The sequence below is a fragment of the Fibrobacter sp. UWH1 genome (assembly GCF_002210365.1).
Taxonomy (GTDB): domain Bacteria; phylum Fibrobacterota; class Fibrobacteria; order Fibrobacterales; family Fibrobacteraceae; genus Fibrobacter.
Map to the genome: position 1 here is coordinate 147,506 of NZ_MWQG01000002.1, position 13,381 is coordinate 160,886.

At 45.7% G+C, this 13,381-nt stretch carries 10 protein-coding genes and 1 tRNA gene; 9 read left to right on the forward strand and 2 right to left on the reverse strand.

The window, feature by feature from the left end; genetic code table 11:
* Nucleotides 1-41: 41 nt before the first annotated feature.
* A complete protein-coding gene (locus tag B7992_RS01745) occupies nt 42-3,137 on the forward strand; it encodes a hybrid sensor histidine kinase/response regulator (RefSeq protein ID WP_141100335.1) in 3,096 nt (1,031 codons plus the stop codon).
* Nucleotides 3,138-4,835, forward strand: a complete 1,698-nt coding sequence (locus B7992_RS01750) for a Na+/H+ antiporter NhaC family protein (protein WP_073159958.1) — start codon at nt 3,138-3,140, stop codon at nt 4,833-4,835.
* Between the two features lie 87 nt (nt 4,836-4,922).
* Here B7992_RS01750 and metK read toward each other — a convergent pair whose 3' ends face one another.
* The gene (gene metK, locus B7992_RS01755) at nt 4,923-6,122 is read right to left on the reverse strand and encodes a methionine adenosyltransferase (RefSeq protein WP_346348711.1); all 1,200 of its coding nucleotides are present in this window, start codon (nt 6,120-6,122) and stop codon (nt 4,923-4,925) included.
* A gap of 198 nt (nt 6,123-6,320) precedes the next feature.
* Nucleotides 6,321-6,393, reverse strand: a tRNA-Asn gene (locus B7992_RS01760).
* Between the two features lie 132 nt (nt 6,394-6,525).
* Here B7992_RS01760 and B7992_RS01765 point away from each other — a divergent pair.
* The 7 genes from B7992_RS01765 to B7992_RS01795 all read left to right on the forward strand — a co-directional run bounded on the left by B7992_RS01765 (nt 6,526) and on the right by B7992_RS01795 (nt 13,378).
* Nucleotides 6,526-6,813, forward strand: a complete 288-nt coding sequence (locus B7992_RS01765; protein ID WP_143395149.1) for a hypothetical protein — start codon at nt 6,526-6,528, stop codon at nt 6,811-6,813.
* A gap of 10 nt (nt 6,814-6,823) precedes the next feature.
* Nucleotides 6,824-7,324 carry a hypothetical protein gene (locus B7992_RS01770; protein WP_088665464.1) on the forward strand — a complete coding sequence of 167 codons (501 nt, stop codon included), beginning with the start codon at nt 6,824-6,826 and terminating at the stop codon, nt 7,322-7,324.
* Nucleotides 7,325-7,923: 599 nt separating this feature from the next.
* Nucleotides 7,924-8,685 (forward strand): Nif3-like dinuclear metal center hexameric protein, encoded by a 762-nt coding sequence (locus B7992_RS01775; protein WP_073159961.1) that lies wholly within the window; start codon nt 7,924-7,926, stop codon nt 8,683-8,685.
* A gap of 266 nt (nt 8,686-8,951) precedes the next feature.
* Nucleotides 8,952-9,872, forward strand: a complete 921-nt coding sequence (locus B7992_RS01780) for a M23 family metallopeptidase (RefSeq protein ID WP_073160051.1) — start codon at nt 8,952-8,954, stop codon at nt 9,870-9,872.
* An 84-nt stretch (nt 9,873-9,956) separates the two neighbouring features.
* A complete protein-coding gene (locus B7992_RS01785; RefSeq protein ID WP_088665465.1) occupies nt 9,957-11,396 on the forward strand; it encodes a hypothetical protein in 1,440 nt (479 codons plus the stop codon).
* 8 nt (nt 11,397-11,404) lie between these two features.
* A complete protein-coding gene (locus B7992_RS01790) occupies nt 11,405-12,118 on the forward strand; it encodes a hypothetical protein (protein WP_073236740.1) in 714 nt (237 codons plus the stop codon).
* Nucleotides 12,119-12,139: 21 nt separating this feature from the next.
* Nucleotides 12,140-13,378: a PAS domain-containing protein gene (locus B7992_RS01795; protein WP_073284789.1), complete on the forward strand. Its 1,239-nt coding sequence runs from the start codon at nt 12,140-12,142 to the stop codon at nt 13,376-13,378.
* Nucleotides 13,379-13,381: the final 3 nt, after the last annotated feature.

Consider the following 13,381-nt stretch of genomic DNA (forward strand, 5'->3'; position numbering starts at 1 on the left):
AATTTACTTTTTTGTTATCTTTCTTCATAAGGAGAAAGATTGTGAAGTTTCGTAGCGTATTGACATCTAGGAAAGGATCGCTTTTCGAGGAATTGCGACGTTTGTCTCGCATGAGCCTCATTGAATATGTCTTGACCTTGATTGCCATGATTTCAGTTTTGCTGGTCGTGGTTGTCTACATATTCAATTCCTTCTATAAGGTGGTGAAAGACCAGACTTTGAACGATGGGCTGACCAATGTGGGTATTGTGGCTGAACGTTTGGACAATACCATCGAAAGGGCAATTGATGCCGTCAATGTTAGCAGTTATTCCCTGGAATCCCTGGTTGAACCGTCTTATGGGAACCTGGAAAAATTCCTGGTGACCCAGAACAAGATTTATTGCGAAAGCGTAAGTAACAGCTTTAGTTCCATCTATGTGCGCTACGACAGCATTTTTGTCAGCGGTGATGGATGGATTCCGCCGGAAGGTTTTGACTTTAACTCCCGTCAGTGGTATAGCGAGGCTCGCAAGCATCCTGGCGAGGTGGCTATCATTACCCCCTATGTGGACGAAGATACCAGGAAGCAGGTGATTTCCATAAGCCGGACTTTTGCAGATGGTCATGGTGTGGTTTCTGTCGATATTCACATGGATGTTTTCTCCAAACTTCTTGAAAACGTTAATCAGGCCGGCTTGAAGAATAGCTTCATCGTTTCTAAGGATGGCTTTGTAATGGTCAGTGCCGATTCTTCTATTACAGGGAAGAATTTCCTGGAGATGGATTTCTGGCAGACCGAGAATGCAAATCTGGTTAAACTGTTGTTGCAGAATGATCGTGTCGAATCCCAGAAGGATACAGTCCTTACCAATAGGGTGCTGAAGACTCGTCTTCATGGGTCGAACAACGTCGTGTTCTATCGCGTTGTATACGATTCCTTCTTTGTTGTCATGGTGGCCGATGAAAATGAACTTTATGATTCCGTGCAGCGAATCCTGATGCTTAGCATTATCCTTTCGTTGTTCGTGATTCTTGTGATTGGTGCGTTTGTGACGACCAGCTTTATCAATGGTGCTGTCGCTAGTCGAGCCGCACGTGACCAGCTGAAGATGAAGAAGGAACTCCAGAAGAACTTTGATATTATTAGCACCTTGGCTGGTACTTTTGATTCTGTTTGCTATGTGGACGTCTCTACCAAGTTGGTGTTCCCTTATTCTATGGGGGATACCTTCGCCGAAAAATTAGGGTCTGCCGGTTTTGTTGACTTGTCCTATGATCAGGCTTTGGTGCTCTTGCTTAGGTCTATTGTCCATCCGGATGATATGGAACTTGTTAGTAGGGAGTCTAGTTTCCAGAATGCGATTGAAAACCTGAGAGGAAAGAAATCCTTTGGTTTCCAGTGTCGAGCTCTTGAACATGGTGTATACCGTTTCCACAAGATTTCCTTTATCAAGTCTGACGCATCCGAAGAAGTGTCCTCCTTTGTCGTGGCCATTGCCGACGTAGATGATGAAATCCGTCGTCTTCAGAGTTACCAGCTTGAGCTTGAAAATGCAAAGACCCGTGCAGAAGAAGCCAATGTGGCCAAGAGTAGTTTCCTGGCAAATATGAGCCATGAAATCCGTACGCCGATCAATGCAATCATGGGCATGAACGAGATGATTCTTCGTGAATCCAGTGAATCTCAAATTCATTCCTATTCTGAAGACATTAAGGGCGCAAGCCAGATGTTGCTTTCCATCATTAACGACATTCTTGACTTCTCCAAGATTGAAGCGGGTAAGATGGAAATTGTGGAGGTCCGTTACGATCTGGGATCTGTCTTAAATGATGTGTCTACTATGATCGGGGTAAAGGCCGAACAGAAGGGCCTTGAACTGAATGTCTATGTAGACGAAACGATTCCCAGTTTGCTGTTTGGTGATTCCGTTCGTATACAGCAGGTGATGCTGAATATCCTTAACAATGCCGTGAAGTACACTGAAGCGGGACATGTGGATTTCCGGATCAATATGGAAAATCGTAGGGTTGATCCTGAGTATGGAAACATGGCTGACCTTGTTATCCAGGTGGAAGATACGGGTATTGGTATCCGCGAACAGGATCAGTCCCGCCTGTTCAAGAGTTTCCAGCGTCTGGACTTGGTGCAAAATAGAACGATTGAGGGTTCTGGACTGGGCTTGGCCATTACGTCAAAACTGGTGGAATTCATGCATGGTTCTATCAGTGTGAATAGTGTATACGGCAAGGGTTCTACGTTTACCGTTGTAATCCCCCAGATGATTATCGGTAGCTCTCCCATTGGAAATTTGCAGAAACGTTATCTGGATTCCAAGAATCAGGATTCTGTTTCTCAGGATTGTATGACTGCGCCTGATGCCAAGGTACTTGTTGTGGATGATAACAACATGAACCTGCGTGTGGCTCAGCACTTGATGAAGCATACGCAAATTCAGGTGTCTACATGCAACAGCGGTATGGAATGCCTGGAACTTATGAAAAAGGAACATTTCGATGTCATCTTCCTGGATCATATGATGCCTGGTATGGATGGTATGGAAACCTTGAAACTTTCGAAGAAGTTGTTCGGAAATAAGTGCGCAGGTGTTCCCATTATTGCATTGACGGCTAATGCTATCGTTGGTGCCAAGGAAATGTACCTGGAGGCGGGTTTTGATGGCTATATAGGCAAGCCAATCAGAATCGAGGACCTGGAAAAGGCTCTCTTGAAATTCCTGCCTAAGGATTTGATTCGCTATTCGAAAAAATCATCTCCCGTAATAGAAAATGTTTCGGAAGTTGTTTCGGAACCGGAAGAACAGCTGATTGATGAAAGTGTCGGTATGAATTACTGCTCCGGCAACCGCGAATTTTATATGGAAGCGCTGGAAATGTATGAAGAAGCGTTTGCAGAAAATGAATTGCGTTTGAAGCGGAATTTTGAAAATAAGGATTGGCAGGATTATGGCATTGTCGCACACTCCATCAAGAGTAATTCCATGATGATCGGAGCCCTGAAATTTTCAGAGTTGGCCAAGAGTCAGGAATTTGCAGGAAGAGACTGTCAGGAAGCGCAGATTCTTTCGCAGTTTGAAACATTCCTTGCTGATTACAGGAAAGTATGCGAAGCCTGTAGAAAGATTAGGCAGGCTTAGATGAACTGGATCCGACGTCATAAATTTGTGGGAGCCATAAGCTTCTTTATCGTGCTTCATATTTGGCTGTTGCTGGTCTATGAAGAAGGAATGGTGGGCTCTGTCTGGTGCCTGTTGCCTGCTATAACCGCCATTTCCATGTGTGTTGTGACAAAGGAAGTTTTCTCGTCGCTGCTTTACGGGTGTTTTTCCGGGGCTATTCTGATGATGTCTACCAATGACCTTGCAGATATTCCTGGTAAGGCGCTCCTCTGTATGGTGGGCGGCGATGGAAGCAACGTGGGGCTTCTTGACATATTGGGCAATTCCAGCAACCTTGGAATTATTTTGTTCCTGGTTTCGGTGGGAATTGTTGTGGACCTAGTTAACAGAAGTGGAGGGCGTTTGGCCTTTACCCTTTGGCTTTCTTCCCATGTGAAGAATCGTCGCGGGGCCCTACTGTTTACCCTATTGCTTGGTGTTGTCTGCTTTATTGATGACTACTTCAACTGCCTTACCGTCGGGACTGTGGTCCGCCCGGTTACAGATTCCCATAAGATTAGCCGTGCGAAGTTGGCGTACCTTGTGGATTCTACTGCAGCCCCTGTTTGCATGATCGCTCCGCTATCTTCCTGGGTTGCTGCCGTTTCGGGTTATGTCGAAACCGATAAGATTAACGGCATTGACCTGTTCTTTATGCAGATTCCCTACAACTTTTACTGTCTGCTGACAATCCTGATGATTGTTTTCATTTCGCTGCTGAATATTGACTTTGGCCCGATGCTTCGTCACGAAGCCAATGCGCAGCTTAATGACGATGTCTATTCTACTCATGACCGCCCCTTTGAAGATGAAGAAAAGAAGGAATCTCTAGAACATGTAGGTTCCATGTGGGACTTTATCATACCTGTGGTGGCTTTGTGCGTGTGTAGCCTTGTGGGCATTCTCGCGACTGGCGGTCTTTTTGACGGGGTTGGCTTCCTGGATGCCTTTGCCAACAGCGATGCTTCCAAGGGACTTGCCGTAGGTGGTTTTGTAACGAACATTTTTGCCCATTTCTATTTTAGATTACGTCAGAGCGTTTCCTTTGCGGATTCCATGAAGTCTATTCCCGACGGCATTAAACAGATGGTGGTGCCCATTGCCATTTTGACTTTGGCCTGGCTCTTTGGAAATATCGCTAGACAGGGGCTTGGAATCGGAATTTTCTTTACGACTTTCATTGGCGATTTTGGTGCCTATGTGAAGTTCCTTCCGGCGTTTATCTTTCTGCTGGCTTGCTTCATGGCGTTTGCGACGGGGACAAGCTGGGGAACGATTGCGATCTTGGCTCCGATTGTTGTTTCGATCCTTAACTACGCGCAAACTCCGTCAACCTGTGTGATTGGCCTGTCGGCGGTCTGTGCGGGAGCAGTCTGTGGAGACCATAGTTCTCCTATTTCTGATACGTCCATTATGGCTTCTACGGGCGCTCATTGTTCCCTGATGGACCACATTGTTACGCAGCTCCCCTATGTGGTTCTTGTAGTATGCATTTCCTTTATCGGCTTCTTGATGACAGGCTTTGTTCAGAATCAAGTTATCTGCCTGTTCATGACGGCGATTCTCTTGATGGCATCCCTCTTGGTGATCAAGGCGATTGTCATGGTTCGGCATGTGGGACTATTCGAAGAAATGGCCGATGCCAATGGTGATTTTAGCGATATAGATGAATACTAGGTCGCGGGCCTAGAACGTTAACTTTATAGAGAACATAAAAAAGAGGGCCGTTGAAAAACGGCCCTCTCTTTTCGTCTTAAACGGAAGTTACTTGAGCTTAGCGGCTGCGGTCTTTAATGCTGCTGCCTTGTCGGTCTTTTCCCAAGTGAAACGTGCACCTTCACGACCGAAGTGGCCGAGGGCTGCAGTTGCCTGGTAGCCGGGCTTCTTCAGGTCCAGCATCTTTACGATGCCAGCGGGAGAAAGATCGAAGTTCTTAGCGACGATAGCTTCGATGTCGCGGTCGCTGATCTTGCCGGTGCCGAAGGTGTTCACCAGCACAGAAACCGGCTTGGAGTAGCCGATGGCGTATGCCAGCTGGACTTCGCAACGGTGGGCGAGGCCTGCAGCCACAATGTTCTTTGCAACGTAGCGGGCTGCGTATGCGGCAGAACGGTCCACCTTGGAAGGATCCTTACCGGAGAATGCGCCACCACCATGACGACCCATGCCGCCGTAGGTGTCCACGATGATCTTACGACCGGTGAGGCCGCAGTCGCCGTGAGGTCCGCCAACCACGAACTTGCCGGTGGGGTTGATCAGGTAACGGGTGTTCTTGTCGAGAAGCTTGGCAGGAACAACCTTCTTGATGAGCTTTTCGATGATTTCCTTTTCGATAGTCTTGTGCTTCAGTTCCTTGCCGTTCACGAATTCATCGTGCTGGGTAGAAATGACCACTGTGTCTACGCGGACCGGCTTGTCGTTTTCGTCGTATTCCACGGTGACCTGGGACTTGGCATCCGGACGGAGCCACTTGATCTTGCCCTTTTCGCGGAGGTTCTGAATTTCTTCCATGAGCTTGTGAGCCAGGCTAATGGGCAGAGGCATCAGTTCCTTGGTTTCGTTCACGGCATAACCGAACATCATGCCCTGGTCGCCTGCGCCCTGCTTGTCGTCTTCCTTACCGTCGGCAGCCTTGGCGTCCACACCCTGAGCGATATCGGGGGATTGCTTGTCCATGGCGACGAGAACGGAGCAACCCTTGTAGTCAAAGGCCAGTTCCGGATTCACGTAGCCGATGCCCTTGATGGTCTTGCGGGCAATCTGCTGGTAGTCGATCACTGCCTTGGTGGTGATTTCACCGGAAATGACCACGAGGCCGGTGTTCACGAGAGTTTCGCAAGCGACGCGGCTGTTGGGGTCCTGTGCAAGGCAGGCATCCAGGATGGCGTCGGAAATCTGGTCGCAGACCTTATCCGGGTGCCCCTTGGATACGGATTCAGAAGTAAAGAGATAATGTGCCATTATTGGCTCCTTATGTAACAGCACCGAAAAGAATGTCGCGTTTTTGACAATCCCAAGCGCTGAAAAACAACTATTTGTGTCGACCCACGAATTTAGCAAAATACGTAAACATGGACCATGAAGCGAATCGTTAAATCTGTAAAAAAACGTCTAGTTTTTTGAAAAACTAAAAGACCCGTTCTTTCGAACGGGTCTTCTAAGCTGCTTCACTTGGACTCGAACCAAGGACAACGCGATTAACAGTCGCGGGCTCTACCAACTGAGCTATGAAGCAATCAGGTCGCCGATTTCTCGTTGACGAAGCCAAATATAGATAGTTTCCTTACTTTGTCAAGGGGTTATGACTAATTTTTGTTGAAATGTGTATGGAAATCTGGTCCACGTTGCTGATGCGATAGCAAGAGGTATGGTAACTGGAGAGTATCCTGACGAAATGAATGAATTCCATAACCCTGAAAAAAATGTAAAAATGTGGATGGCTAAGGAAGAAGACGCCCCGTTCCTTATAAAGATGAATATAAATGGAAAAGAACATCAATTTCTGTCTTCTATTCCCTCAATAGAGGGGGTGTTTAATAGAACGACTGGTGTAAGTGATCATAAAAGTTATAACTATGGAAATAATTATATTTCCCATACTTTCTTTGATATTATACCTTGGAAATTTATGGATGATTGGTTCAAGAACCCTTAGGGTATAGAAAATGAAAAAAATAGCTTTCTTAACGATTTGTTTCTTCTTGTGGTGTTGTGCACCCTGCAAGTTGTCAAAGACTGATTATCCGGTTGTTGAAAAAAAAGCAAGAATAGTCTCATTAGATAAAAACATGGTCAAGAAAGCTTTTTTTTCAGGAGGAAAATATGATGAAAATGGGGAAGGGGTGGTAGAATATTTTTATGATCAAATAAATATTTATCTTGATTATAAAGATGATGAAAGAAACCTTCCTTATAGGGTTGACGCTATTGTATTTGACGGTACTGAAAAGAAGACTGTAGATTCTACTCGTATAGAGATTATGAAAACGGAATTAGGAGCAGGGCTGGTTATCCAAAAGAGATTCTATGGCAGTGAAAAACGTCTAATCATTTTTGTTTATCCTGACGAAAGAATGGAAAATAAAAAAACATTAGAATTTATTTTGGAACAAAAGTCCGAAAAAACATGGCATTCTAAATGTATTGATTCTTATTATCAATTGTAAATTATCAGGTTGACTGTATTGAAACATTAAATCAAATGTGAGAAAAATAAACAAGGATTTGTATGAAAAATAAAACCTAGAAGGAAATAGTGTTATTTATTTGAATAAGTAATTTGTGAATTTGGCATTATGCCAAATTCTTTTTGTAAATACGAGAACCACCAGCTAGGCTGGTGGTTCTAAAAAAGCCTCTAGGCGGTGGGTTGTGTCAAGGGGCTTTCGCAAAAATAGTTTGTTCCAACATCAGATTCTAGGCTAGATTCTACCTAGTTTTTTTCATTTCTGATTCAATTCCCCTTTGGTTTTCAAGTTTGGACTACAGCGTGATTTAATAAGAGGGTAAATGCTTTCATTTTCATTGTTAAGAGTGTATATTTACACCAACACAAATGCTCAAGTTGTGCGTCGATTTGCCCAATCATGAATACGGTTTATGAAAAAACCTCTATTAAAAAATCAACAAGTCCATTTTTTAAAGATATAAAAACTATTATTCTTTAGAATAATCATATTTCTAAAGTTTTCTTGGATATTTATATATTAGTGCTAGATTATGTATCATAATTGTAGTGTTTGAACAGTTATGGGAGTAATGAATTATGGATATTAATTTTTTCTCTGCCTGGTTGAATGATTTGCTTGACCCGAAGTCCTTCAAGGATTATTGCGTTAATGGTCTTTGTGTCGAAGCGAATACTCGGGTGACTCGAGTGGTTACTGGGGTGAGTTTCCGGGACTGTCTGATTGATGCCGCAATTGAAGACGGCGCTGATTGCATTATCGTACATCATCCCAATGGATTTTGGAAAAATGAAGACCGTGTGCCAGTAGGCCGTTTTGGCGCTCGCATGCGCAAGCTTTTTAATAATGGCATAAATCTCTATGGTTACCACTTGCCTTTGGATGGTCATATGGAAGTGGGAAATAATGTTCAAATTGCCAAGGCGATGGGGCTTAGCAACGTTTCGGGATTCTTGCAGGAAGGTGAAAAGACCATTGGCGTAGTTGGCGAGTGGGAAACTGCTGCGACTCAGACGGAATTTATGGAAAGCGTAGCCAATGCGTTCCCTTATGGATTGCAGAATGCCTTGATGTATGGTTCTGATACCATTAAAAGGGTGGCTATTTGCAGCGGCTCGGGCTCAAGCGCCATTGAAGAGGCTATGAAGTTGGACTGCGATGTCCTGGTAACAGGGGAAATTAAGGAACATGTTCCGATTGACTGTGAGGAATTGGGATTTAATTTGGTCAATTGTGGTCATCATCGAACAGAGGTCTTTGGCGTTCGTGCCTTGGCCGAAAAAATCCAGGAAGAATTGAATATTCCTGCAAAATTTGTTGATTTTGACAATCCGGTTTAACACTTGATTATCATTTTTTGAAAAAATATTTTGTAAATTACACATTTCGCCCATTGGGGGCGAAATGAATTGTCTTGTTTTTCCCTATTGCGATTTTATATATGTAACTTGTTGATTCTCATGGAGTTAACAGTTTTACAAATCTTTTTTATGTAGAGAAATCTGACAAAAAATCCAGCTTTTTGTGTAAAAATTGTTCCCTCCATGTTTCATGTTGTGTGAATTTTTACGTTCGCTTGGTCATATTTTTTACTATCTTACCCGCCGTGAATTTTGTTAAGACCACCATACACTTCCAGAAGTCATCGAAATCGATGACCCTGCATGTGCCTGCCGTCCTGTTCAAGGCATGGCCGGTGCTTCGTGTTTTTGTGGTTATTGGCGCCATCCTTTTTGCTGTGCAGATGGTGACCACCACCATTTACGAAGGTGTGTTGAACCACCAGCTGGATGAACGTCACCGCCTGGATAGCGAAATGTCCCAGATCCAGGGGACTCTGGATTATCTGGCTGGCACCACGTCTGACTTCCTCCGTGACGAAAATCGCCTTTATGCTCGTTTCAGCCTGCCCACTCAGGATGAATCTTCCCGTGAAATGGGTACCGGTGGCGCCATTGGCGAGGATTCCCTGTTGCTGCGCACCACGTCTCCTGTTGTAGAACGAATGGCTCTGCTGGGCGAAACGGCCAAGCGTTTGCAGTCCAAGCTCCACAATAACGACGCTTCTTTCCACAACTTGGGCAAATATATGGACCAGAAACTTTCCATGTGGCGTTTCGTTCCGTCTATTTCTCCTACCCAGGGGCGTTTCGCTTCTTCTTTTGGTCCCCGTATTCACCCTGTCACGGGTGAAGTGGGCAAGATGCATCAGGGTGTCGATATTTCTAACGAACGCTGGACTCCGATTTTCGCCCCCGCCGACGGTGTGGTGGACGTTGCTCAGCTTAGTTCTTCTTTTGGTTACTTCGTGGCTATTGACCACGGGAATGGAATCAAGACTCGTCTGGGCCATATGCAGATGTATATTGTTCATCCGGGTCAGTTCGTTCATCGTTACCAAGTTATTGGATACATGGGAAATACAGGTCGATCTGTCGGACCCCATCTTCACTACGAAGTGTGGGTGAACAATTCTCCTGTAAATCCGCTTGCCTATATGTTGCCCAACGATCATTCTGTAGATTGATTTCTACCGATCGTAGGCAAACCGCCCGAGAAAATGGCGCCGGCTCGAACTGGCTAAAGGCGGCTCACCCCAAGGGGTGATTTCTTGAAAAATCAAGGATTCGGGGCTGCAGTTCTTGCAGTTCTCTGCTTTTTATGTTTTGGCTTGGGTTCCGCTCTTGCCTGCCCTCGTTTTGTGGAATTCTTTTCTGATCCCAAGGATGTTCCTGATCAGGAAGGAGAATTCGTCGAGATTCGTCTGGATGATTGTGGGGCGGAAAGCCTATGGGTGCAGATGGATGAAAAACCGGCTTTATCTTTTGCCTTGCCCAGAGGTAATTCCTGGGAGTCCGGTTCGACCTTCAAACGATTCGTCCTGGTTCATGATAGCCTGTATTGCCCTAAGGGGAATGGGGTGGCGTGTGGCTTATTGGGAAAGTTAAGTCTTCCGAATTCCAGGAGGTCTACGTGGCGTCTTTGGGCGGGTTCGTGTGTGGATTCCGTTGAAATTCCAGAGCCTAAGGCGGGAATGGCGTTACAGCGGGTGAAAGATTCTGACCGTTGGATTTTTGCGGAACCGACCATAGGGTGCGCTAACCCGCAATATGAAGTCGGAGTGGCTGACTGCGGCCTCGCTCCTGTTTTGCGGGACCATGACAAGTATACGGTTTTCTTGACGGGGTGTGATTCTGCCTGGCTACGGTTGGAGCGCATCCCCCTGGATGGAAGTGCAAGTGTGATTGACTCCTTGTGGGTGGTTGGGAATTTTAGCTGGGAATCTTCCCGGGATTTTTGGATTCGCGGGAATCTACCGCCCGATGAAGCTCCCTATAACGATTCGCTAGACACCTTGCTATTTGCGCCAGGTGGGGGGCCGCTGGTGGTTTCGGAGGTGCATCATTGCCCCCAGGAGCCTGAACCGGAATGGGTGGAAGTGTACAATCGTAGTGCGGTAGCCGTCCCTCTCGAAAAATTTCGCTTTTGTGGCCGAGGTGGAAGCTGGGGTGCCGGGTTTATAGACCCTTATGAGACCATCGTGCTGACCAAGGATACCGCACAACTCAGGGAATATCTTGGCTATAGGGATGTGGGGCTGGTTCAGGTTGCGCTTGGTTATCTGAATAATTCGTCGGGATGCATTTCCATTTGCAGCGGGGAGGCTGTGGTGGATAGCGTTTGCTGGGATCGGCATATGGTGTCATGTCCGTCAGGCTTTAATCCCTTGACTATGGAATCGGAGAATACCCCAGGTTTTGTGCGGTCTAATGGGACGAACGAAAAAATCCAGTCTCCTTTTACATACAAGCTTTCTTCTAGGGTGGTTCGCCTAGGAGGTAATTCGTTAAGAGTTTATGTTGAAAGCGAATTTCAGGTATCTCTCCGTCTGCTGGATTCTGCTGGGCGGGAGCGTTGGAAGGCCGATGTGCCCCCTGGATTTAATGCCTGGCGTAAAGTGTCTCTTGATGGAATGGGCTTGGGGGTTGCTTACGTGTCTATCTCGACGGGCAAGTTTGAAAATGTTGTGGGAATTCTGATTCGTCCGTAGGGCTTCGTATGAATAAAATTGCGTTTTTGCTTCTGCTGGTTGGGTTCGCCTTTGGTAATGATATTTCCTGGCTTCTTTCTGATTATTCCTCGTCGCCGGCTCGTTTTGCGAATCCTGGATTCAGTATGGATTTTTACCGTTTGCCGGAAACGGATCAGTTGGCATCTTCTGTTTCTGGGGAATGGGGCGACTCCAGGTATCGAGGGGCTTTTATTGGTTCTTATGAATCAATGGATTCGTTATACAGAAAAATTTATACAGAATGGGGCATGTCTGTGAATGGCGATTGGCTTGCTGTTGGGGGCGCCTATGGATTTTCGATGGAGTGGACTCCCGGTGATGAATTGTGGACGTCCCATCGTTATAAGGCGGGCGCATCTATTGTGTATGGACGATTAATTTTGTGGACGTACCTGTGGAATTTTTTTCATGAACCATTAAAAAATATGCAGTACCTTTCTGGCGTTACCATAAAACCTGGCGATAGCCTAGATGCTTTTTTTCAATGGGATGGCCGTTCTGCTTATATGGGTTCTTCTCTAAATTTTAGGTTTGTCTCTTTGTCTACTTTTTACCGGTTTCCCGGTTTTTGTGTGGGGCTAGGCGTGAATTTTCATTTTGATTTGTGGAATGTTGGTGGTTCTATTGGAAAATCTGATCATTCTCTGGACTGGTTTGGTTTAAGTGTTAAAAAGAAAATTGGAAAAAAGACTATCTTGTAGATTGTAATTTGGACTGAATTTATGTTTATCTCGCTGAATATCATTGCGGCTTCACTTTTTGCCTTTTTCCTGGTTGGGGTGGCGTTGGTCATTTCGATCTTGCTGATTAGGGATTCCCGCGAAAAGCAGAAGGCCTATTCCAATTTTTCGGAATACCTGGGCGAATTTCAGGTGGTGCTTTCTATGGATGGCAACCTGATTGATGCCACGCCGCGATTCATTGCGGATCCTCTTTTTGAACGTATTTGCCAGGAACAGAACTTCAAGAAGATTCTTTCGGCTCAGGAATATGCACGTCTGAAGGATTATACCAAGGGGTTGGCTTCCTATCCGGATATTCCCTTTATCTTTAGTTACGATAGTGAATTAGGCTTGCGCTGGTACGAGTTGCGTGCTTTTATCCAGAAGAAGACGGGCGAAGATAACACCGTTCTTCTGATCAAGAATGTGACCTTGGATGTGGAGTCCAGAAACCAGCGCGATGAACTGAAACAGAATATCGATATGCTTCTGCAGAATACGGGGGACTTCCTGTGGTCTCTTGATGTGGATTCCCGTCGCTTCACCTTGCTTACGCCTCTTATCGATGAAGAAGGTCGTGTGGTTCCCCGCTCCGTGGGTGTTCAGAACCTTAAAAACATGATGCCGGCGAAAGACTGCGAAATTTTTGAAAAGATGCTGAATTCCCGAATTGTGGATTTTAGAGCGTCGGGTCATGATAGCGAGGATCGTCGAGGTATTTGCCTTCGTTTGCTGAGGTCTGACGGGGCTACGGACTGGTACTCCTTTAATGGCCGTTTGACCATGGAAGAAGGTTCCAATATGGTGTTTAAGGGGGCTGCCCGCCGCATGGAACTGCTGCAGGATAATCCTGTGCTGGAGGATGGCGTCGATAGTAGCGATTTGCTGGCTTCTGCCTTGAGACTCCCGGATATTCGTGTGGTCTGGGTTGACAGAGATTATAAGATTGCCGGGTGCAATCAGGCTTTTTCCCTGGCCTTTGGAAGGGAATCTCCCAAACAGGTCGAAGGGGTTCGTTTGCTGGAAGTGGTGCGCCCGAAGTACTTCTCGCTTTTCCATAGATATTTGTCTGAGGTTTTTGAACGAGGACGCGCTGTTGCCTGGAAAGGTGTTTTTGGGGCTTCAGATTCTTTGCTTTGGATGAATGCCGTTCCGATTAAAAATCTAGACGGTGAAACGCACAAGATTTTGATGGTGTATATGCTGCTTGGCGTAAATGATTTTATTGAAAAAAAATAGTAG